Annotated in this window: 22 protein-coding genes and 1 other annotated feature; of the genes, 13 read left to right on the plus strand and 9 right to left on the minus strand. The window is 40.7% G+C overall.

Annotated elements, in window-relative coordinates; translation table 11 throughout:
- Nucleotides 1–29: 29 nt before the first annotated feature.
- Nucleotides 30–794: a glycerophosphodiester phosphodiesterase gene (locus tag P8610_RS02835; protein WP_394603002.1), complete on the minus strand. Its 765-nt coding sequence runs from the start codon at nucleotides 792–794 to the stop codon at nucleotides 30–32.
- A gap of 106 nt (nucleotides 795–900) precedes the next feature.
- Nucleotides 901–1,080, minus strand: coding sequence for a hypothetical protein (locus tag P8610_RS02840; RefSeq protein ID WP_289495213.1), 180 nt, complete (start codon nucleotides 1,078–1,080; stop codon nucleotides 901–903).
- Between the two features lie 140 nt (nucleotides 1,081–1,220).
- On the opposite strand from P8610_RS02840, the gene P8610_RS02845 reads away from it, so the two are divergent.
- Nucleotides 1,221–1,559, plus strand: coding sequence for a DUF3889 domain-containing protein (locus tag P8610_RS02845; protein WP_394603003.1), 339 nt, complete (start codon nucleotides 1,221–1,223; stop codon nucleotides 1,557–1,559).
- 2 nt (nucleotides 1,560–1,561) lie between these two features.
- Here P8610_RS02845 and proC read toward each other — a convergent pair whose 3' ends face one another.
- Nucleotides 1,562–2,386: a pyrroline-5-carboxylate reductase gene (gene proC / locus P8610_RS02850; protein WP_394603102.1), complete on the minus strand. Its 825-nt coding sequence runs from the start codon at nucleotides 2,384–2,386 to the stop codon at nucleotides 1,562–1,564.
- 47 nt (nucleotides 2,387–2,433) lie between these two features.
- Nucleotides 2,434–2,645: a binding site (T-box leader), on the minus strand.
- Nucleotides 2,646–2,742: 97 nt separating this feature from the next.
- On the opposite strand from proC, the gene P8610_RS02855 reads away from it, so the two are divergent.
- Both P8610_RS02855 and P8610_RS02860 read left to right on the plus strand, forming a co-directional pair.
- Complete coding sequence (locus tag P8610_RS02855; protein WP_394603004.1) at nucleotides 2,743–3,720, plus strand: MBL fold metallo-hydrolase; 978 nt, start codon at nucleotides 2,743–2,745, stop codon at nucleotides 3,718–3,720.
- Nucleotides 3,717–4,508: an SDR family NAD(P)-dependent oxidoreductase gene (locus tag P8610_RS02860; protein WP_394603005.1), complete on the plus strand. Its 792-nt coding sequence runs from the start codon at nucleotides 3,717–3,719 to the stop codon at nucleotides 4,506–4,508. The genes P8610_RS02855 and P8610_RS02860 overlap by 4 nt, the downstream gene beginning before the upstream one ends.
- Before the next feature lie 241 nt (nucleotides 4,509–4,749).
- Here P8610_RS02860 and P8610_RS02865 read toward each other — a convergent pair whose 3' ends face one another.
- A complete protein-coding gene (locus P8610_RS02865; RefSeq protein WP_394603006.1) occupies nucleotides 4,750–4,950 on the minus strand; it encodes a YqzH family protein in 201 nt (66 codons plus the stop codon).
- 163 nt (nucleotides 4,951–5,113) lie between these two features.
- On the opposite strand from P8610_RS02865, the gene P8610_RS02870 reads away from it, so the two are divergent.
- On the plus strand, nucleotides 5,114–6,370 hold the full coding sequence (locus tag P8610_RS02870; RefSeq protein ID WP_394603007.1) for a DNA polymerase thumb domain-containing protein: 1,257 nt from the start codon (nucleotides 5,114–5,116) through the stop codon (nucleotides 6,368–6,370).
- 15 nt (nucleotides 6,371–6,385) lie between these two features.
- Complete coding sequence (locus tag P8610_RS02875) at nucleotides 6,386–6,715, plus strand: YolD-like family protein (RefSeq protein WP_394603008.1); 330 nt, start codon at nucleotides 6,386–6,388, stop codon at nucleotides 6,713–6,715.
- Nucleotides 6,716–6,788: 73 nt separating this feature from the next.
- Here P8610_RS02875 and P8610_RS02880 read toward each other — a convergent pair whose 3' ends face one another.
- Both P8610_RS02880 and P8610_RS02885 read right to left on the minus strand, forming a co-directional pair.
- Entirely contained in the window at nucleotides 6,789–7,520 is a 732-nt protein-coding gene (locus tag P8610_RS02880; protein ID WP_289495220.1) for a ZIP family metal transporter, read from the minus strand.
- A 413-nt stretch (nucleotides 7,521–7,933) separates the two neighbouring features.
- Nucleotides 7,934–8,182: an HPr family phosphocarrier protein gene (locus P8610_RS02885; RefSeq protein WP_394603009.1), complete on the minus strand. Its 249-nt coding sequence runs from the start codon at nucleotides 8,180–8,182 to the stop codon at nucleotides 7,934–7,936.
- A gap of 93 nt (nucleotides 8,183–8,275) precedes the next feature.
- Between P8610_RS02885 and P8610_RS02890 the strand changes: the two genes are divergently transcribed.
- The gene (locus P8610_RS02890) at nucleotides 8,276–8,929 is read left to right on the plus strand and encodes a TVP38/TMEM64 family protein (RefSeq protein ID WP_394603010.1); all 654 of its coding nucleotides are present in this window, start codon (nucleotides 8,276–8,278) and stop codon (nucleotides 8,927–8,929) included.
- On the opposite strand, the gene P8610_RS02895 is transcribed toward P8610_RS02890, so the two are convergent.
- Nucleotides 8,924–9,196, minus strand: coding sequence for an HPr family phosphocarrier protein (locus P8610_RS02895; RefSeq protein ID WP_394603011.1), 273 nt, complete (start codon nucleotides 9,194–9,196; stop codon nucleotides 8,924–8,926). The two genes, P8610_RS02890 and P8610_RS02895, sit on opposite strands and share 6 nt — an antisense overlap.
- A gap of 366 nt (nucleotides 9,197–9,562) precedes the next feature.
- Nucleotides 9,563–12,724: an efflux RND transporter permease subunit gene (locus P8610_RS02900; RefSeq protein WP_394603012.1), complete on the minus strand. Its 3,162-nt coding sequence runs from the start codon at nucleotides 12,722–12,724 to the stop codon at nucleotides 9,563–9,565.
- A 157-nt stretch (nucleotides 12,725–12,881) separates the two neighbouring features.
- On the opposite strand from P8610_RS02900, the gene P8610_RS02905 reads away from it, so the two are divergent.
- A complete protein-coding gene (locus tag P8610_RS02905) occupies nucleotides 12,882–13,427 on the plus strand; it encodes a PadR family transcriptional regulator (protein WP_394603013.1) in 546 nt (181 codons plus the stop codon).
- 6 nt (nucleotides 13,428–13,433) lie between these two features.
- Nucleotides 13,434–13,772 carry an iron-sulfur cluster biosynthesis family protein gene (locus tag P8610_RS02910; RefSeq protein WP_394603014.1) on the plus strand — a complete coding sequence of 113 codons (339 nt, stop codon included), beginning with the start codon at nucleotides 13,434–13,436 and terminating at the stop codon, nucleotides 13,770–13,772.
- 11 nt (nucleotides 13,773–13,783) lie between these two features.
- On the opposite strand, the gene P8610_RS02915 is transcribed toward P8610_RS02910, so the two are convergent.
- Nucleotides 13,784–14,689 carry a hydroxymethylglutaryl-CoA lyase gene (locus tag P8610_RS02915; RefSeq protein WP_289495227.1) on the minus strand — a complete coding sequence of 302 codons (906 nt, stop codon included), beginning with the start codon at nucleotides 14,687–14,689 and terminating at the stop codon, nucleotides 13,784–13,786.
- 146 nt (nucleotides 14,690–14,835) lie between these two features.
- Between P8610_RS02915 and P8610_RS02920 the strand changes: the two genes are divergently transcribed.
- The 5 genes from P8610_RS02920 to P8610_RS02940 are packed head-to-tail and all read left to right on the plus strand — an operon-like array spanning nucleotide 14,836 to nucleotide 19,973.
- Nucleotides 14,836–16,038: an acetyl-CoA C-acetyltransferase gene (locus P8610_RS02920; RefSeq protein WP_289495228.1), complete on the plus strand. Its 1,203-nt coding sequence runs from the start codon at nucleotides 14,836–14,838 to the stop codon at nucleotides 16,036–16,038.
- A 49-nt stretch (nucleotides 16,039–16,087) separates the two neighbouring features.
- Nucleotides 16,088–16,780 carry a CoA transferase subunit A gene (locus P8610_RS02925; RefSeq protein ID WP_289495229.1) on the plus strand — a complete coding sequence of 231 codons (693 nt, stop codon included), beginning with the start codon at nucleotides 16,088–16,090 and terminating at the stop codon, nucleotides 16,778–16,780.
- 16 nt (nucleotides 16,781–16,796) lie between these two features.
- A complete protein-coding gene (locus P8610_RS02930; RefSeq protein ID WP_394603015.1) occupies nucleotides 16,797–17,450 on the plus strand; it encodes a CoA transferase subunit B in 654 nt (217 codons plus the stop codon).
- An 18-nt stretch (nucleotides 17,451–17,468) separates the two neighbouring features.
- Nucleotides 17,469–18,785: a short-chain fatty acid transporter gene (locus P8610_RS02935; RefSeq protein ID WP_394603016.1), complete on the plus strand. Its 1,317-nt coding sequence runs from the start codon at nucleotides 17,469–17,471 to the stop codon at nucleotides 18,783–18,785.
- An 18-nt stretch (nucleotides 18,786–18,803) separates the two neighbouring features.
- A complete protein-coding gene (locus P8610_RS02940; RefSeq protein WP_394603017.1) occupies nucleotides 18,804–19,973 on the plus strand; it encodes a thiolase family protein in 1,170 nt (389 codons plus the stop codon).
- The last annotated feature ends 274 nt before the right edge of the window (nucleotides 19,974–20,247 follow it).

Below are 20,247 nucleotides of genomic sequence, written 5' to 3' on the forward strand. Positions count from 1 at the left end.
CTCGTCCTTCACGTTCATTGTAATTCGTTTTACCACCATTTTTGAAGAAATCTGCTCTTTGTTTTTGTTGATGGATTGTTTAACAGTTGTTTTGCAATGAGGGGATAGTCTGTGATAATGGCTTGTGTACCCCATTCAAAAAAATAATTCATCCATTTTTGACTGTTAACTGTATAAGGACGTACTGGAATATTATTTCGTTTAAAGCCTTCCATGATGTATGGATGCAGTGATTTGTAGTTTGGATGAGCACTTTGTGAACAGACTGCTTTTACATATTCCCATGGTTCATATAAACCAGAAGAATAGAGGGGAGCGGTCTCGATATAGGCGTTCATCTTTCTGATCTTGACTAAACTGTAGTGGTTAAACGATGAGATAACCGTTCGTTCTTCCATTCCATAATGATGCAATAGCTGCAGCACTTTTTCTTCCAGTCCGTTATACTCAATAATGTTATTTTTTAATTCAATATTTAACAGCATGGGAAGAGGGGCAATCCACTCTAAAAATACCTGCAGAGAGGGGACATGCTCACCGCTAAATGATTTTGAAAACCAACTTCCTGCATCTGTCTTGGTTAGCTCTTCATATGTATATTCAATGACATGGCCTTTCTTATTTGTGGTACGATCCAATTTTTCATCATGAATGATAACAGGAATACCGTCTTTAGAAAGCTGTACATCTAGTTCGATACCGTCTGCACCATCTTCATATGCCTTTTTGAAGGCTGCCATTGTGTTCTCAGGACAATGTTTACTAGAACCTCTGTGAGCAAAAATATAAGTCATTATATACAGTACCCTCCAAGAGAAATTTAAGATTATAGACAGTATAGGTGATAATGAAACATATTGGAAATGAAAGAAACCCTTCCTATAAATCAGGAAGGGCAAGTTATTTTCTGCGTCTGGAACGCTTCTTCTTTTCTTCTGCTTTATGCTCTTCGACACTGGCCCCTTTTTCTGTCAGCCAATGGATAAAAACAAGCTCTTTTTCAGTAAGAGATCGTTTTGTGAACTTTTCAAACTGAACGCGCAATTCAAGGTATCTTTGGGAAATTTCTACTTCTGCCACATAAATCCCTCCCTAAATCTAGCTCTCTATATTAAATGATAAAGACCAGGGCAAGGGCTTGTCAATTTTTTCTAATCGTCAATTTTCGCAGAAGTATCTAGAAAAATGGAGCAAAATAATAAAAAAGGAGTGTATGACTTATGAAAATTCCCTTCAAATTATGTTCTTTAGTTCTGACAAGCTTTCTTTTGTTCACTTCCGTTCCGATTGCAGTTTCAGCTGCATATCCAGGCACACAGGAACCCGCTTATGCTAAATGGGGCCGGCTTGCGGTTTTTGAAACAGGTAAACGTTACCCCGATTACGATATTGTAGATTATTTATACGTTGGTCGAACGTTGGCACAAAATGGAGATAATATCGAAAGGTTTAAGCTGTGGATCAAGAAAGGCTCTTCTGAAAAAGGTGTCGTTGTTACGATAACGTTAACCCCAAATCGTGTTTTCAAGAGTATTTCCTTTCAAGAGACAGACCGTTAACATCATCCATTCATCTTTCCTAATTCTTCTGAGCGCTTTACCGCTTTTTTGATACAAGCTAAAAAAGCATCTTGAACGTGATATTGATCAAGCTTGCAAATCCCTGCCTCAGTCGTGCCACCGGGGCTAGTGACTTTTCTTCTAAGCTCGATTGGGGATTCTGTTGTTTGTTTCAGCATAAGCGCTGCACCGAGAAAGGTTTGAGTTATAAGTGTTTTCGCTTCTTCCTGAGAAAGGTTTAATTCTTCAGCAGCTTTTTGCATAGCTTCAGCAATATAATAAATGTAAGCAGGGCCGCTTCCTGAAAGACCTGTCACGATATGTAGTTTGTCCTCAGGTAAGAGTGTAACCGTCCCGATCGTTTTAAACAGTTCAAGTGATTTTTCAACATGTGCTTTTGTGGCGTATATACCAGCTGAAAGTGCGGTTGCTGAGTATCCAATTGATGCTGATGTATTTGGCATGGCTCTGATTACTGGATTCTCTTGATTTGTCCATTCTGTAAGGGTTTCTGAAGCGATGCCAGCCATTACGGAAATGATGAGCTGATGCTTCTGAACAAACGGTTTGATGCTTTTGACCGCAGTGTAAGCGTCTTTTGGCTTTACCGCAAGAATGATGATATCTGCATTCACCACTGCTTCTTCAATCGTTGAAGCGGGTATCACACCATACTTATCTTCAAGTTCTTTAACTCGTTTCGTGTTGTTGCGGTTTTTTATCGTAATTAAATCCGCTCGCCATTTTTTTGTCTTAATTAAACCTTCCATTATGGCCTCAGCCATTGAACCTGCACCAATAAAAGCCATTTTCTCTTTTCCCACGATCGATCCCTCCTCAAATTTTGAGTATAAAAAAACTCCCAGTCCTAAAGTTAAAGGACGGATGGGAGTGATCCGTGGTACCACCTTTGTTGGCATTATTTCTTGCCCGCTCAAGATGTCTTTATCGCAGAACTGCGCCAGATTTCTCCAGACTGCTCCAGGGCAGGTTCGGCAATTCCTTTCCGGTGAAATCTTGCAGCCTACGGATTCCACTCTCTATAAACGGGGGAAGTTGCTTACTAATCCCTTTCAACGCATTTATTTATTGGCCATAATTGGCATTTCTTTTTATATTTTAAAAAACATTATGCTATGATTTCTATATGTATGTCAACTAGTTATTTTATTTGGAGGAAAAGATGACGAAAAAAGCAACTATAATCCCGATCATTTTGCCCACACCATTTGATGTAGGGCCTGTCAACTGTGTCCTCCTAAAAGGTGATGCAGTTACACTTGTTGATTCCGGTGCAAAAACAGAAGAAAGCAGAGAAATTCTTATTTCTTCCCTAAAGGAACACGGACTCACTTTTAAAGATCTAGATCAATATATTTGTACACACTATCACCCGGATCATGCCGGTCTGTCAAAAGAGATTCAGGATTTTGGTGTTCCTACACTCATGCTGCAAGAAGCTGTTCCTTATGTTAGCGTGGACCGTGAATTTACGGAGTGGGCAGAATCGTTTTATATAAACCTTTATGATTCTTTTGGAGTACCCAATTCACTAGGAAGAATCGAATTGGTAAAGCTCCGTAAATATCGAACGTTTTCAAACCCATTCGTTCCTGATATTCTTCCCGCGCCAGGGGATGCGGTTCCTGGTCATGAAGGATTTGTCTTTTTAAAGACGCCTGGTCATGCGCCAGACCATCTGTCGCTTTACAGTGAAAGGGAGGGAACCTTAATCGGCGGGGACGTTCTTTTGCCGCATATTTCATCCAATGCTCTCCTAGAACCGCCACCAATGGGTGGAACCGAGCGTCCTAAAACGCTGCTTCAATACCGTGAGACTCTTCAACATCTTTTAGCATTACATTTAGAAATGGTTTATCCTGGTCATGGCGAACCTTTTACGAACGCTCACGATTTAATCAGGAAAAGGCTGCTCGATCATAACGAGCGGGCAAAAGCTCTTGAACATTTGTTAAGTGATGAGCCTTTGACCGTATTTGAGCTGTGTGCACGTCTTTTTCCTAAATTATATGAAAAGCAGCTGGGTTTGGTTGTCTCGGAAGTTGCAGGCCACCTTGACCTTCTTGAATCTGAAGGAAGAGTGTCAATAGATAAAGAGAAAGCAGCTTTTTATTATCGCAGAACAGGAGTTGTAAGATGAATACACTGAACGGAAAAGTCGTTTTGATCACAGGAGCATCGGGGGGACTTGGTGCCCGCCTTGCTATGGATGTTGCTAAAAAAGGGGCTATCCCCATCCTGACCGCAAGAAGAGAAGATCAGCTAAAAGCAGTTCAGGAAATGATCTTAAAAGAAACCAATATCACTGCACCATACTACATACTGGATGTTTCAAACCAAGAAACCGTGGATGTCGTATTCTCACAGATTTTAAAGGAACATCCACACATACATATTTTAGTGAACAACGCTGGCTACGGCATCTTCGAAGAATTTGCCCAGTCACCTTGGAAGAATATTGAGGGTATGTTTTCAACGAACGTTCTTGGTTTAATGGCGTGTACGAGAGCACTTCTGCCTCATATGCTTCAAAGAGGGAGCGGACACATCGTGAATATCGCTTCACAAGCCGGCAAGATCTCAACACCGAAATCAAGCGTGTATGCAGCCACTAAACATGCTGTTCTAGGTTTCTCAAACGGTTTGCGTCTCGAAGTTGCTCATAAGGGGGTCGACGTGACAACCATCAATCCGGGACCAATAGCGACAGACTTCTTTACGCTTGCGGACCAGTCAGGAAATTACGTAAAAAATGTTCAAAAAATGATGCTTCAGCCTTCCCATGTTTCCGAAAAAATCGTAAAGGCGATGGAACGTCCTGTACGTGAGATTAATCTGCCTTGGTGGATGAATGTCGGGAGCACAATGTACCAAGTGATGCCAAAATTGATCGAAACATTAGGCGGAAAATCGTTTCGCCAAAAGTAGACGACTATAATTATATTATGTTAACTAATTGAGTGGGAAGTATAGCATCATAATAAGAGAATCAAGAGCACTCGTGGATTGAAGGCCAAAATATGTGGATTGAAGCTTGAAACTCGTGGATTGAAGCTTGAAACTCGTGGATTGAAGCTCAAACTCAAGGGTTGCCACCCGAAACTCCACATTGATCTCTCAGATTTGATCTCCTCACTTAGCACAGGTTCTGTTTTCATAAAGAACCTGTTTATTTATTTGTAAAAAATTCATAAACAACGTCTTGAATAATAGTATAAACAGCCTCTTTCTGATCCTCTTCGCTCATCTGCCCCAGGATCTTCTCCTCAAGCTCATTCCATTCAGTATCTGTTAATATGCAATCTTCTTCTTCCCATAAGTATCTCTTTAACGACTGTACGATCATTTTTCTTAACAAAGAGCGGTCCATTTTTTCACCTGTCTTTCCTTATAAATCCTAGACTTTTGAGTAAAAAACGTCAATCTGCAAAATTTGCTGAAAAAATTACCATTGTTATAAGAACATACATTCGGTTAAAATGGGTATACATATAAGGAACAGATGTTCGTAAAAGGCGAAGGAGTTGTGACAAATGAACTATGATGAAATGCCAAAGCGCACCATCTTATGTATGGATATGAAAAGTTTTTATGCGAGCTGTGCTGCTGTGCGCTTAGGATTAAATCCGCTGACGTGTCATTTGGCAGTAGTAGGGGATACAGAACGGCAAGGCAGTGTCGTGCTTGCTGCTTCTCCGCGATTAAAAGCCGATTTTGGTATCCGGACAGGAAGCAGGCTTTTTGAAATCCCCAAAAATAAAGACATCATCATTGTAAACGCACAGATGGCTTTTTTTCTAGAGAGATCAATGGAAATTACGAAATTGCTGCACCGTTATGTTCCGCCTGAGTCCATACACACATACAGCGTAGATGAAAGTTTTCTTCAAGCCGATGGAACAGAAAAATTATGGGGAAGCGCACAAGAACTCGCAGAAAGAATCCGGCGTGACATCTGGAGAGAGTTTGGGTTGCCGTGCGCGATTGGAATTGGTCCAAACATGCTCATGTCAAAGCTTTGTCTAGATCTAGAGGCAAAGAAAAAAGGCGTAGCCGAATGGCGATACGAAGATGTAGAAACGAAGCTATGGCCTCTAGCTCCTTTAAGTCAGATGTGGGGCATCGGGTCGCGAGTGGAACGTACGTTAAACAGAATGGGGATTGTAACAGTAGGTGATCTGGCGCATTATCCCCTGGAGCTTTTAGAGAAAAAGTTCGGTATCATGGGAAATCAGCTCTACTACCATGCTTGGGGAGTGGATCTGTCTGAGATTGGCGCTCCTATTCTTCAAGGACAGATCAGCTATGGAAAGAGCCAGATCTTACTGCGAGACTATACAGATTTAAACGAGATTAAACACGTCATTTTAGAGATGTGCGAAGAGGTGGCAAGACGTGCTAGACGAGCAAGAAAAGCAGGGAGGACCATCAGCTTTGGATTAGGATACAGCAAAGATGAAGGAGGAGGAGGCTTCCACCGTTCCAAATCAATCGATCAGCCTACTAATATTACGATGGAGCTCTATAAAGTTTGTCTGGATTTGCTTCGAACTTTTTATCAGGGAGAGACGGTGCGCAAGATTTCAATCGCTCTTTCCAACGTCTCTGAAGATACAGAAACACAGCTTACTTTATTTTCTTTAGATCATCCACAAAAAAGAAAAATTGGCTATGTGATGGACGATATTCGGCAAAAACACGGCTCCAACTCTCTTTTGCGGGCTGTTTCCTATACAAGAGGAGGAACAGCTTTATACAGAAGCCGGCTTTTAGGCGGACATAAGGCATAGGGAGGAGGGCGAACAGTGATTCGTGACAGAGGCACTATTAAGTGGACGGCGATGATGCTGCCGGAACACGTGAAAATGTTAAGAGAACATCAGGACGGTCTGGATTACGGGCGAAAACCCGAACTAGATGAACAAAAGTACGAAGAATTTAATGAGACAATCTGTGTCGCGATGGAGGAGAATCAAACATTAAAGTTTACGTATTTTGAAAAAGGAAGAAGTGCTGAGATTAAGGGGCAGGTTCATTACGTAGATGAATTCAAAAAGGAATTACGTGTGATGGATGAGGCCGATAAGATGCATATCCTAAAAGTCACGGAAATTATGAATATTGATTACGCATAAAAAAAACTGGTCCGATGCAGGGCCAGTTTTTAATTACGCCATTTTAAAAAGGTCTTTTAACAGCCTTTTATTATCATCCGAAAATCTGTGTTAAGTAGATCATGATCAATAGCCCCGCAATAAATGATAATGTAGCAGAACGTGCGTGGCCGTCTCCATGGCTTTCAGGAATGAGCTCTTTGTATACGATAAAGAGCATAGCACCGGCTGCAAAAGAAAGACCATATGGCACAAGGTTCTCCACATACGAAGTTAAAAGGTAGCCAAGCATCGCGGTGACGATTTCAACAGCACCTGTTAACGTTGCAATAACGAACGCTTTTATTCTGTTCATCTTCTGATGAATCAAAAAAAGTGCCACAAGCATTCCCTCAGGTGCGTTCTGAAGACCAATCGCGAATGCAATCAAACCGCCCAGTCCTGTATTATCACTCGCATAGCTGACACCAACAGAAAGTCCCTCAGGTAAGTTATGCAGTGTTATCGCAGCAATAACAAGAAAAGCCTTTGAATCAATGCCTTTAAAGATTTTAGAATGATCGAGATCAACATGCGGAACGAATCTTTCTAAAACCAATAGTGTTAAGGTACCGAGTGTGATCCCGATTGTCAGCACAGTTAAGTTTGATAATTTTAAAGCTTGAGGAATCAAGCTAAAAGTAGATGCAGCGACCATGATGCCTGCTGTAAAGGCAAGCAAGATGTCACGGAACCGGTGTGTTACCTGTGACCAGAAGAGAACAGGTAAAGCACCAAATCCGGTTGCTAATGCAGATAAAACACTTCCTAGTAGAGCAGCTTCCATTCTGTACCCACCTTATTCAAAAATCCGTTTTTATAAAAATAGTTATATGCCTCTTTTTAGTATACCGCCAATTCATTTTTAATAGAAGTAAGTGCATTTTTATATATAATTTAACTGATTAATAAGCTTAATACAGTGATATGGATTAGGAAGACTTAAATGAGAATCAATTTAATAAATAGGTGAATGAAAAAAAGCCGAGGAATTAATCCCGGCTACTTATATGGATTTTTATATAACCTTATTGTTCTTAGGAGTGGTTGATTTCGTTTTAGAATGCTAGCTTCCGCTTTAGCTTTTCAATAAAGCTGTTATACAAATGATACAAAACCACTTTGATAAGTGGCCGCATAAGGGAAAATTAGCCAAAAATTAGCGGCTGTAATAAAATGATAACTAGTAAATAGTAAACCTTATGAATTACAGCTTGAGAAAAGTCCAGAAGATAGTATTCTTTCTTTTAGTTGAGTACTAGGCGGATCACAAATAATTTCAACGGAATCGTCTGGATAGATGGATAGTGCAATAATGCCCAAAAAACTTTTTCCATCAGCGGTGCGATCCCCTTTTTTTAAATAGATAGATTCTGTAAAGCTTCCTGTTAGCTCAATAAGTTTTGCTGCGCGCTCTGCATAAATAGGTGCAGTTGCCTTAACTATCATAATAGATAACCTCCTTTGCCAATCACACTATGTATGGATATGTGCAGAAGAAGGAAAAATGCATACTAAATGAAATCTTTATATGGAGGGAATATGAAATTAACAAAAAAATGGCTATACATTGCTTTGTTTTCTGTAGCAGTGATTGTGTTTATTCTCTGGCTGCAAAAAAATTATAAGGGATTCAGTCCTGAAGAATTTAGAAATTGGATCATGCAGTGGGGATGGATTGCTCCATTTATCTTCGTTGTCCTTTATTCAGTGCGGCCTTTTGTGTTATTTCCATCTTCCATTTTTGCTATAACAAGCGGTCTATCATTCGGTTTTTATTGGGGATGTCTATATACCTATATAGGATCGCTTGGAGGGGGACTCCTAACTTATTACGCGATCAACCGCCTGGGCCGTTTTAAGAAAAGTAAACAATGGAAAAATGAAAAATATGAAAAAGTACGCAGCAAGATAGAAAGAGAAGGTATTCGTTATGTCCTATTATTGAGATTGTTGCCGGTTTTAAATTTTGACCTTGTCAGCTATTTAACATCATTAACAAAGGTGAAGTTTAAAGACTATGCGATTGCAACAGCGATTGGAATCATTCCAGGTACAATCGCGTATACGTATTTAGGGACATCAATGACATCGGGAAGCAAGGAAGTGGTGTGGATCGGGACAACCTTGCTGTTTGTCATTGTAGGTTTACCTCTAATCTTCAAAAAGAAAATGAAGGCGAAAGTAGGCTTATAACGATTGAGATACAGTTTCTTGCGGTGAGATCATGCTCATGGCAGACTCAGCATCAGCCCCTTCAACGATATAAAGAAATGAATCTCCTTCTTTCAGTGTTAAGAAGAATGAAACAAGCTGAGATAATCCAGAGGCGTGGACAGTAATACCGTCTTTAGATAAAAAAAGCTGACTGTTAATTTTTTTAGCAGATTGCATAATTTCTATGGCTTTATTGACCGTATATTTTGCTGTAACTTTTACTTTTCTTGAGCATATTTGTTTCATGATTTTTCAGCCTCCTGAATTTGATATTGCTGATATATTTCCCATTAGCAAGTCAGGTAAAACAGGGTCTTTAGTCCCAATGTGCAAATTCAAGGATAAAATAAGGTATTTTGGCATAAAAAAGTGTTCTGTGCATCTAGATATATAAGTTCTAAAAGTCTCGTAAGGCATGCGACGAGGAAGCCTACTTCGGCAGCATTTACATGTAGACGCAGGAGCAAGAACACGGCCATCAAACCCTAAATTGTTAAATCGCTCACCGCCCACGGAAAGTGAAGCACCTGTAACGGAAATCAACCACTTTCAAAAACAGCAAAAAAAGAGTACCGCTGCCTCGAGAAGAGGTGAGCAGTACTCTTTTTATAGTTATGAAGTGATCTTAGCTTTTTCACGTTTTGCCTGTCTTCTAAAGAATAATTCATAAAGGACAGGTACGATAATCAATGTTAACAAAGTAGAAGTCGTTAGTCCTCCGATAACAACAATCGCTAGACCTTTGGAAATCAGCGTTCCAGAGGATGTTGTTAATGCAAGCGGAATTAATGCTGCAATGGTCGCGAATGCTGTCATTAAGATCGGCCGCAAGCGGGTTTTTCCTGCTTCTAAGAGAGCCTCACGTACTGGCATCCCTTTAATTTCACGGTTCTGGCCGATACGGTCTACTAATACGATAGCATTCGTTGTAACGATACCAATCAGCATGAGTATCCCAATCATCGCACTTACTGATAGTGGTTCATTGATCAAATATAGTCCTCCGATTGCTCCGACAGGAACGAATAGGAGAGAAGAAAGGATGATAAACGGTATACGAGCACGACCAAAGGTAATCAGCATCGTTAAGTATACGAGACCGATAGCAACAAGCATCGCAAGACCGAGATCTTTAAACGTATCCATCGTTTCTTCGCTTCCGCCGCCGCCTTCAGTTGATACAGAAGCAGGAAGATCTACATTATCTTCAACGCCTTTGATAACGTCCTGTGTAACCTTTTGAACGTTGTCTCCTTTAACTTGTGCAGAGACTTGAGCATATATCTTACCATCTAGCTTCTGGATGCCTGTTACGGTTTCTTTTTCAGAAACATCAGCAACGTCTGAAATTTTTACTGGGCCAGATGAACCGAATACAGTAAGATCCTTAATTTCATCTAGAGATTTGACAGATTCGTCATACTCAACTTTTACATTCTTTTGGTTTCCGTCTAACGTAAGTTCACCGACTTCAACAGGCTTCGTTACATCAGAAACTGCTCCTAAAACAGCAAACCCTGACACGCCTTTTTCAGCTGCTTTTTCTGTATCGATTGAAACAGCCCATTGCTTTTGCGTATCTTTAAAGTTGTTCGATACATATTTGATCGAATCGAGAGTCTTCATGTACTCTTCAACCTGGCTTGCAGCCTTTTGTAAATCTTCTAAGTTGTTTGAGTATAAATCGATGTTGACTTCGTTATTAGATGGAGGTCCGCCGCTTGAAACTTCTTGCAAGCTGATAACGGTTCCTTCTGCTTTTTCATCAGTAATGGCTTTTATATCTTTTTCAAGTTCTTTTAATTCTGTTTCAACGTTTGCTTCTTTTTTAAGGTTTACAAAATAGTTAGCAACATTTTGACGTTTGAGGCCAGTTTGGAAATCACGTGATCCAATACCAGCTGTAACATCTTTTATCGTGTCTCTTTTAGCCAGATAATCTTCAACCTCAAGAGAGATTTCATTAGTTTTTGTGACATTTGTACTCGCAGGCAATTCTACGTTAACGGTTAATGTTTTCTGCTCTTCATTCGGAAGGAATACCATACCCAATTTTGTTGCCAGGAAGAAGGATCCTCCTAAAAGAATAAATGAAGTGAAGAGAACAAGGATCTTATGGTTCAGAGAGGCTTTAATTAGTTTTTCATAACCGCGCTGCAACAGACCATCATTTTTCTCTGGTTTAACTTTCTTAAATGCATATTTTGCTAAGATTGGTACAATTGTAACAGCAACGATCAGTGATGCTAACAGCGCAAACACAACCGTTAAAGCAAATGGCAAGAAGAACTCACCTGTTACTCCGCCGACTAAACCGAGCGGCAAGAATACAACAACGGTTGTAATCGTGGAAGACACAATTGCTTTTAAGATCTCGCGTGTAGAGTCGATAATCAGTTCATCACGGTCATAGACTCCATCTGTTTTTCTGATCCTTCTAAAGATATTCTCAATAACAACGATGCTATCATCTACAACACGCCCGACTGCGACAGCCATTCCGCCTAGAGTCATAATATTTAAGGTGATATCAAGGCGGTCTAAGAAGATAGCTGAAACAAGCAATGAGAGCGGGATGGAGATAATTGCGATAATGGTCGCTCTAAAGTTTCTAAGGAAGATCAAAACGGCTAGGGAAGCGAATAATGCACCGAATAATCCCTCTTTAACAAGTGTGTTTACGGAATCTTTGATGCCTTCCGCCTGTCCGAATCCAATCGCGTAATCTAACTTATCATCGTATTTCTTTTTGTTAAGAACTTCGATTACTTTTTCAGCGACTTCTACCGTGTTTGCATCTTGCTTTTTCGTGACAGCCATAGATAGAGAAGCCTTTTGGTTATATCTTGTAATCTCACTTACATCATCTGTTTCTTTAATTTCAGCAATGTCACCAAGTTTTAAGCTGGCTGGTGCTTGAGGAGCCTGTGTTTGAGCAGGTGCTCCTTGTCCGCCAGGTGCTCCACCGCCAGTGCCACCAGGTGCACCAGGACCGGGTGCATTTCCAGCTCCACCAGGAGATTGAGCAGGTGATCCTTGGCTGCTGGAGATTGTAATTTCTTTAAGTTCAGCCACCGTGTCTACGGCTTCTTCAACTCGAACCGGAACCGTAATCGAGTCGTCTGTTACTGTACCTGCCGGGAATGAAATAGCGCGGCCGTTGATCGCTTCTTTCACTGAATTTAGTGTTACTCCAGCTTCTTTGGCTTTTTCTTTATCTAATGTAATCGAAACGAATGTTTCTTTTACACCGCCTACAGAAACGTTGTTAACGCCTTGAATCTTTTTAAGTTCTGAAACCAATTCATCGTTTACAAACGCTTGAATGTTTTCTCCTTCTTTTTCAGGGAATAAAGAAATATTGTAAATAGGTATGGTTCCAAATGAAAAGCGGCTTACTTCAGGTTCAACATCATCCGGAAGATCTGTTTCTGAAATGACCGATTTTACTTGATCCTCTACATCATCCATATTCGCTGTAAAAGGAAAGTCCATACTAATGATCGAAACACTTTCAAGAGAAGAGCTTTTTACTGATTTTACATCTTCTACCTGCTTTAATTGAGTTTCAAGTTTGTCTGTTACTTGTTTGTTTACATCTTCAGGAGATGCTCCTGGATAGACAGTTTGAACCGTCAATTGTGGAAACTCGACATTGGGAAGCAGATCCACTTTTAAGTTCGTGAACGAGAATACCCCTCCAACAATGAGCAAAAATGAAAAGATAAATATCGCTACTGGGTTTTTTAAACTGAATTTCGTTAGCCAGTTCATTGATTCCTCTCCTACGTATGTTTTTATATGTGTATTTTCACATATGTTTATCTATAATATAATGTGTGTATAAGATTTTTATCAAGTAATAAGAATAAATAATTTGTGAAAAATATGTTACAATGCAAAACAGTACAGTATGAAAGAAGGGTAACAAATGGCGTTAAGGTATGCGCTGTTAGGTTTATTGGCAAAAAATGAAGCAACAGGATATGAGCTTACACAGCAATTTAAAGAAACGGTTATTCATTTTTGGACAGCCCACCACACCCAGATCTATCGTGAACTATTGAAAATGGAAGAAGAAGGTCTAACTCAATCTAAAACGGTTCAGCAGAGTGATTATCCAGATAAAAAAATATATACGATCACCGATAAAGGTTTTGAACAGCTTCTTGAATGGATGCTGAACAAGCCTGTAAATGTCCCGAAACTGAAGGACGATCTATTATTAAGAGTATCTATGTTTCACTTTATTCCTACAGAAAAAGCGATTGATTTTTTAGAGAAGAGTAAAGAACACCATCAGATGGGCCTAATGATGACGAAAAGATGGCAAGAGGAGAACTTTCCAAAAGGAAAGTATGAAAAAAATGAACTTGGCGAGTATTTGACGAGTGAATTCGGCATTCGTTATATGGAAAGCTGGCTATCATGGTGTAACTGGGCAATTAAAGTTTTGAAGAAGAAAGGTGAGTCTTAAAACAGCATGGAGATTGTATTCACAGATGCAGCATTAAAACGGTTAGAAAAAAAGGTGCAAGGGAAAAAAGGGTACTTAAAACTTAAGCATGATACAGAAGGTTGTGGGTGTGTTGTGAGTGGGGTCGCGGCCCTTTGGCTAGTTGATCAAACAGAGGATAATGACACGAAAATCGAGACGAATGGTCCCGACCTTTATATGGAATATAACAAAGCTGTTTTCTTTGATGAGAAAATGACGATCGATGTAACAGCTGGCAATCATTTCGCGTTAAAAAGCCCTGCAGAAATGTTAAATCCTTCAATGAAATATTACGATAAAACGAAAAAAAACACGGGTGTGTAAGCCCGTGTTTTTTAATGCTGAGGAACGTTCCTTACTAAGTTAAATTGCTTGCTTGCAACTGGCTTAGAAAGAAGCGGAGATATGTAGGCTGCAGCTTCAAGCAGTTTATCCAAGTGAATACCTGTTGAAATGCCCATTTGAGATAGCATATAGACGACATCTTCAGAAGCAACGTTTCCAGAAGCTCCTGGTGCAAACGGGCAGCCGCCAAGCCCTCCGGCAGAAGTATCAAAACGGTCAATCCCAGCTTGTAGACTAGCAAAAATGTTGGCAAGTGCCATTCCACGCGTGTCGTGAAAATGAGCGGTAAGCAGAGTGGTTGCACGCAGATGATGCTTTAATAATGTAAACAATTCATAGCACTCCGATGGATTAGCCATTCCGATCGTGTCAGCTACACTGAGTTCATCTACACCCATTTCTTCAAATTCTAGGCAAACTTTTAATACATCGTGTTCATCGATTTTTCCTTCAAAAGGACAATAAAAACTTGTAGAGATACAAGCCCTTACAAAATACCCTTTCCTTTTCAATTCATCAATAAGAGGTCTTAATTCATTCATACTTTCTTCGGTCGTTTTGTTGATATTTTTTTTATTGAATGCGTCACTTACACCAACAAACACAGCGATATGTTTCACGCCTGATTCAGTAGCTAAATCGATTCCCTTTTTGTTAGGAGCCAGAACAAAGTTCCGCAGGTCATCTAAGCAATTTTCAATAACAACGGAGGCGTCTTGCATTTGAGGCACCCATTTTGGCGAAACAAATGAGGTGAGCTCCATTTCTTGAAACCCCGCATTCTTCAGTAATGAAATGAATTCAATCTTGTTTTTTACGGGGATTAGATTCTTTTCGTTTTGAAGTCCATCCCGCGGTCCAACTTCGATAAGTGTGACTCGTTCAGGTAAGTCCACTGATGTAAAACCCCTTTCTAGAAAGCGTTTTCCTTTCTTTATTTTAACTAAAAAAAATCGTCAGTTGCAACACATTTCAAATGTTATGGTATGATAAAAAGGAATTTTCAGAAATATTATTGCGTTTAATAAGGAGGAGACTAGGAATGGTTTCAAGAGAGAGAGATGCTGTGATTGTAAGCGCTGTCAGAACACCGATCGGAAGTTTTATGGGAAGTTTTAAAACGGTATCGGCAACGGACCTGGGATCAATTGCTATTAAAGACGCGTTAAAAAAAGCGGGCATTCCACACGATTCCGTAGATGAAGTCATTATGGGGAATGTTCTGCAAGCAGGACTTGGACAAAATCCTGCAAGACAAGCTGCCATTAAAGCTGGGTTACCGAATGAGGTATCTAGCATGACGATCAATAAAGTATGTGGTTCAGGCTTAAAGGCCATTCATTTAGCGTGCCAATCCATCTGGCTGAACGAAGCAGATACTATCGTTTGCGGTGGTATGGAAAACATGAGCCAAGCTCCTTATCTATTAAACGGGGCGAGAGACGGTCTGCGTATGGGGAACGCTCCTATGGTAGATTCCATGATCCAAGATGGACTATGGTGTGCTTTTGGTGATTATCATATGGGGATTACGGCAGAAAATTTATGTGAAACACATTCTCTATCACGTGAAGAATTAGACGAATTTGCAGCCGAAAGCCAAAGAAAATGTGCTCAAGCACAAGAACAAGGAAAGTTTGATGATGAGATCACACCAGTGGAGATTCCTCAGCGCAAGGGAGATCCGGTGATTATAGATAAAGATGAGTATCCAAAACCAAGCTCGACAGCTGAAAAGTTAGGCAAGCTACGGCCAGCATTTAAAAAAGACGGCATGGTAACAGCGGGGAATGCTTCTGGTATTAATGACGGTGCAGCCGCACTTGTTGTGATGAGCAGAAAGAAAGCTGAAGAGTTAGGACTTAAACCGCTTGCGGTCGTTAAAGCAAATGCTAGTGCTGGTGTTGCACCTGAAGTGATGGGGATCGGCCCAGTAGAAGCAGTGAAGAAAGTATTGAAGAAGACAGAATTGAGTATGAAGGATTTCGATCTTGTCGAAGCAAATGAAGCATTTGCAAGCCAATCTCTCGCTGTTGGCAAAGATCTGGAGTTTGATAAAGAAAAGCTGAATGTAAACGGAGGAGCGATTGCACTCGGTCATCCGATCGGAGCAAGCGGTGCAAGAATTGTGGTAACGCTGCTTCATGAGATGAAGCGCAGGAATTCAAAGAGAGGCCTTGCAACACTCTGTATCGGCGGCGGTCAAGGTGTAGCTTCGATCTTTGAAAACGAAGAGAATAATTAACGTCTTAGAAACAACACACTTATTAAGTATTATACGAGGAGAGATTAACATGAAACCTATTGTGAACTCAGCACTTGAAGCTGTAGCTGATATAAAAGACGGATCTACACTATTAGTAGGGGGATTTGGATTAGTTGGAATTCCTGAAAACTTAATCCTAGCATTAGTTGAAAAAGGAACAAAAGACCTTACAGTAATCTCAAACAATTGTGGAGTAGATGATTGGGGACTTGGTCTTTTACTCAAAAATAAACAGATTAAAAAAATGGTAGGTTCTTATGTTGGTGAGAACAAAGAGTTTGAAAGACAAGTTTTATCAGGGGAAATCGAAGTAGACTTGATTCCTCAAGGTACACTGGCAGAAAGAATCAGAGCGGGCGGAGCAGGTATCCCAGCATTCTACACACCGGCAGGAGTAGGAACGCCGATTGCTGAGGGAAAAGAAACACGTACGTTCAACGGAAAAGAATATTTGCTTGAAGAAGGAATCGTAGCGGACTTCAGTTTAATTCGAGCGGCTAAAGGAGATAAAGCCGGAAACCTCATTTATAACAAAACAGCGCGCAACTTCAATCCGATGATCGCAGCAGCTGGAAGAGTAACGATCGCTGAAGTAGAAGAGCTTGTGGAAATCGGCGAATTGCACCCCGACTACATACATACACCAGGTGTATATGTACAGAAGATGATTGTTGGAACACAAGAAAAACGCATTGAGCGCCTAACAGTAAAACAAGGATAAGAGGAGGGAAACCATAATGAACATTAGAGAGAGAATTGCCAAAAGAGCTGAGAAAGAAATCGAATCAGGGTTCTATGTAAACTTAGGAATCGGAATGCCTACGATGGTGGCGAATTTCATATCAGATAATAAAGAGGTAGTCCTGCAATCTGAGAACGGATTGTTAGGAATTGGACCATATCCTCATGAAAATGAAGTGGATCCTGACCTGATTAACGCAGGAAAAGAAACGGTAACTGCTATTAAGGGAGCTTCATACTTTGACAGTTCTGAGTCTTTTGCAATGATCCGAGGCGGTCATATTGATATCGCAATCCTCGGTGGAATGGAAGTTTCAGAGAGTGGAGATCTTGCAAACTGGATGATTCCAGGAAAGATGATAAAAGGGATGGGCGGTGCGATGGATCTAGTGCACGGCGCAAAAAAGATCATCGTCATCATGGAGCATGTGAACAAAGCAGGAGAAAGCAAAATTTTAAAACAATGTCAGCTTCCATTAACGGGTAAAGGCGTCGTTGAACGAATTATAACGGACCGTGCTGTAATGGATGTTTCTGATAAAGGTCTTGTCCTGAGAGAAGTGGCTGAAGGGTACTCAGTAGATGATGTACTGAACTCAACTGAAGCAAAGCTTACTGTCAGTGATGATGTAAAACTAAACGCATATTGATAAAGAGGAGGCCGTTCTATGTTTGGAGCAATGACCCGCGCCTCTAATAAATTGATGCAGCGGTTTTTACCTGATCCTTTTATATTCGTCATCTTACTTACAGGAGTAGTCTTTTTGTTTGGGCTGATCGTTACCGGTCAGTCCCCTGTAAAAATGGTGTCATTTTGGGGAGACGGCTTCTGGAAACTACTTGAGTTTTCCATGCAGATGGTCCTCATATTAGTTACAGGGTATGTGCTGGCGAGCTCGCCATTTTTTAAGAAAATGCTAAGAAAACTCGCATCATACGCTAAAACACCAGGGCAAGCCATCATCAGTGTTACGTTGGTGGCGCTATTAGCAAGCTGGATAAACTGGGGATTCGGTTTAGTTATTGGTGCTATCTTTTCTAAAGAATTAGCACGTCAAGTGAAAAATACAGATTATCGTTTGTTGATCGCAAGTGCTTATAGCGGATTTGTTGTTTGGCACGGTGGTTTATCAGGTTCCATTCCTTTAACGATTGCTACCCCTGGACATTTTATGGAGAAAACAATGGGAGTCATCTCAACGAATGAAACTTTGTTTGCCCCTTTTAATCTATTTATTATAGGTGCTCTTTTTATTCTATTACCTTTAACAAACCGTCTTATGATGAATAAAGATGAAGCTTACCAAATCGATGCGTCCCTTCTGGATGACGGAGTTGAAGCAGCCACTCTATCAGAAGCGGATACACCAGCAGAAAAGCTTGAAAACAGCATGTGGCTGTCCATGATTATAGGGATTCTTGGACTTGCCTACATGATCTACTTTTTTGCAGCAAACGGCTTTAACTTAAACATCAACTTTGTCAATTTTATCTTCTTGTTCTTAGGCATTCTGCTTCATAAAACACCGAGAAACTATATAAATTCTGTCGCAGAAGCTGTAAAAGGGGCTAGCGGCATCATCATACAGTTTCCGTTTTATGCTGGGATAATGGGTATGATGGTCGGTTCAGGATTAGTAACTGAGATGTCTGAATGGTTTGTAGCCATATCTAATGAGACTACTCTTCCATTGTTTACGTTTTTAAGTGCGGGAATCGTCAACGTTTTTGTTCCATCTGGCGGAGGACAATGGGCTGTGCAGGCTCATGTTGTATTGGATGCTGCTAAGGCACTTGACGTTTCACAAGCGAAAACGGCGATGGCCGTAGCATGGGGTGACGCTTGGACTAATCTAATCCAACCTTTTTGGGCGCTGCCTGCATTAGCAATTGCCGGACTTAAAGCAAAAGATATTATGGGATTCTGTTTGATCGTTCTTTTTGTAAGTGGAATTATCATTTGTGCTGGCTTTTTACTTTTTTAAAATGTGAGGTGCAAAAACATGGGGATCTATGTAATCGAGGGTGCTAGAACACCGTTTGGTTCGTATGGAAAATCTTTAACTGATGTAAACCCGGCACATCTAGGTGAAATAACGGCTCTTGAGGCGATTAAACGAGCTAATATCACTAGTACAGACATCACAGATGTGGTTTACGGAAATGTGATTCATTCTAGTAAGAATGCAGCTTATGTCGCACGCCATACCGCTTTAAAAGCAGGTGTACCTTCAGATGTTCCTGCAATGCTCGTTAACCGCTTATGCGGATCAGGCTTGCAGGCGGTCGTTTCGGCGATGCAGAATCTTCGAGATCAGGAAGAAGGAATCGCACTTTGCGGGGGCATAGAAAATATGTCACAGTCCCCACACGTTTCCTTTCATCATAGATTTCATAATCAAAAGTTTGGCGCAATTTCATTTGAAGATATGCTCCTTCAAACCTTAAGTGATGAGTACATTGGCTGTGGTATGGGAATAACAGCTGAAAACCTTGCAGAGAAATATAACATTTCTAGAGAAGAACAAGATGAATATGCGAGTTTAAGTCATCGTAAAGCAGCGGACGCAAGAGAAAAGGGCAGATTTCAAGAAGAAATCGTCCCTGTACCATTAAAAAGCGGCGCACTTTTTACTGAAGATGAAGGCATAAAACCAGAGACTTCTGTATCTCTGCTCGGACAACTTAGACCTTCTTTTCAAAAAGACGGAACAGTTACAGCAGGTAACTCATCGTCAATTAACGATGGTGCAGTGTCTTTAATCCTTGCTCATGAAAAGTCAGTAAACGAAAAAAGCTTAAAGCCACTCGTTGAAATTGTCTCGTGGTCTGTAACGGGAGTAGATCCATCCATCATGGGGATCGGACCTGTACCAGCTATTAATAAGCTGCTTGAAAAAGCAAACCTTTCTATTGATGAAATAGGTTTATTTGAGATTAATGAAGCATTTAGTTCTCAGTACTTAGCTGTTGAAAAAGAATTAAAACTGGATCGTGAACGAACGAATGTAAATGGCGGTGCGATAGCACTCGGCCACCCAGTTGGAGCGAGCGGTGCAAGACTATTGTTAACTCTCGCTTATGAAATGAGACACCGCAATGAAAAATACGGAGTAGCTAGCCTTTGTATTGGCGGAGGTCAAGGAATTGCGATGCTATTAAAATCTGTTTAGAAAGAAAAGGCTGTTTTCGAATTCATCGGTGCTTTGAAAGTAGTTGATTTCCGTTCCAGGTGCTCGCTTTCCGCGGGGCAGTGCGGTGAGCCACATTTGTACGCTTCACTCTTAAGTGTCTCACCTATCTAGTTGCAGTGGCTAGCCCCTCGAGGTCAAAAGTTAAACGGTCAAAAAGGCAAAGTGCGCCTTTATTGCCCATTCACCTTTTGCTTGTCGGGGCTGAGCGAGCTACTTCCACTTTTCGGACTGCCCGCCTGTCCTAGCCGAGAGT

It is taken from the genome of Fictibacillus sp. UD, assembly GCF_043558025.1.
In the GTDB taxonomy this organism is placed as follows: Bacteria; Bacillota; Bacilli; order Bacillales; family Fictibacillaceae; genus Fictibacillus.

Bases quoted from the DNA above. Each gene is read 5' to 3' on its own strand.
- P8610_RS02880 (WP_289495220.1), bottom strand. From the start codon at position 7,520: ATGGAAGCTGCTCTACTAGGAAGTGTTTTATCTGCATTAGCAACCGGA.
- P8610_RS02855 (WP_394603004.1), top strand. From the start codon at position 2,743: ATGACGAAAAAAGCAACTATAATCCCGATCATTTTGCCCACACCATTT.
- P8610_RS02870 (WP_394603007.1), top strand. From the start codon at position 5,114: ATGAACTATGATGAAATGCCAAAGCGCACCATCTTATGTATGGATATG.
- P8610_RS02900 (WP_394603012.1), bottom strand. From the start codon at position 12,724: ATGAACTGGCTAACGAAATTCAGTTTAAAAAACCCAGTAGCGATATTT.
- P8610_RS02860 (WP_394603005.1), top strand. From the start codon at position 3,717: ATGAATACACTGAACGGAAAAGTCGTTTTGATCACAGGAGCATCGGGG.
- P8610_RS02835 (WP_394603002.1), bottom strand. From the start codon at position 794: ATGACTTATATTTTTGCTCACAGAGGTTCTAGTAAACATTGTCCTGAG.
- P8610_RS02865 (WP_394603006.1), bottom strand. From the start codon at position 4,950: ATGGACCGCTCTTTGTTAAGAAAAATGATCGTACAGTCGTTAAAGAGA.
- P8610_RS02925 (WP_289495229.1), top strand. From the start codon at position 16,088: ATGAAACCTATTGTGAACTCAGCACTTGAAGCTGTAGCTGATATAAAA.
- P8610_RS02905 (WP_394603013.1), top strand. From the start codon at position 12,882: ATGGCGTTAAGGTATGCGCTGTTAGGTTTATTGGCAAAAAATGAAGCA.
- P8610_RS02935 (WP_394603016.1), top strand. From the start codon at position 17,469: ATGTTTGGAGCAATGACCCGCGCCTCTAATAAATTGATGCAGCGGTTT.
- P8610_RS02845 (WP_394603003.1), top strand. From the start codon at position 1,221: ATGAAAATTCCCTTCAAATTATGTTCTTTAGTTCTGACAAGCTTTCTT.
- P8610_RS02885 (WP_394603009.1), bottom strand. From the start codon at position 8,182: ATGATAGTTAAGGCAACTGCACCTATTTATGCAGAGCGCGCAGCAAAA.
- P8610_RS02940 (WP_394603017.1), top strand. From the start codon at position 18,804: ATGGGGATCTATGTAATCGAGGGTGCTAGAACACCGTTTGGTTCGTAT.
- P8610_RS02895 (WP_394603011.1), bottom strand. From the start codon at position 9,196: ATGAAACAAATATGCTCAAGAAAAGTAAAAGTTACAGCAAAATATACG.
- P8610_RS02930 (WP_394603015.1), top strand. From the start codon at position 16,797: ATGAACATTAGAGAGAGAATTGCCAAAAGAGCTGAGAAAGAAATCGAA.
- P8610_RS02920 (WP_289495228.1), top strand. From the start codon at position 14,836: ATGGTTTCAAGAGAGAGAGATGCTGTGATTGTAAGCGCTGTCAGAACA.
- P8610_RS02890 (WP_394603010.1), top strand. From the start codon at position 8,276: ATGAAATTAACAAAAAAATGGCTATACATTGCTTTGTTTTCTGTAGCA.
- P8610_RS02910 (WP_394603014.1), top strand. From the start codon at position 13,434: ATGGAGATTGTATTCACAGATGCAGCATTAAAACGGTTAGAAAAAAAG.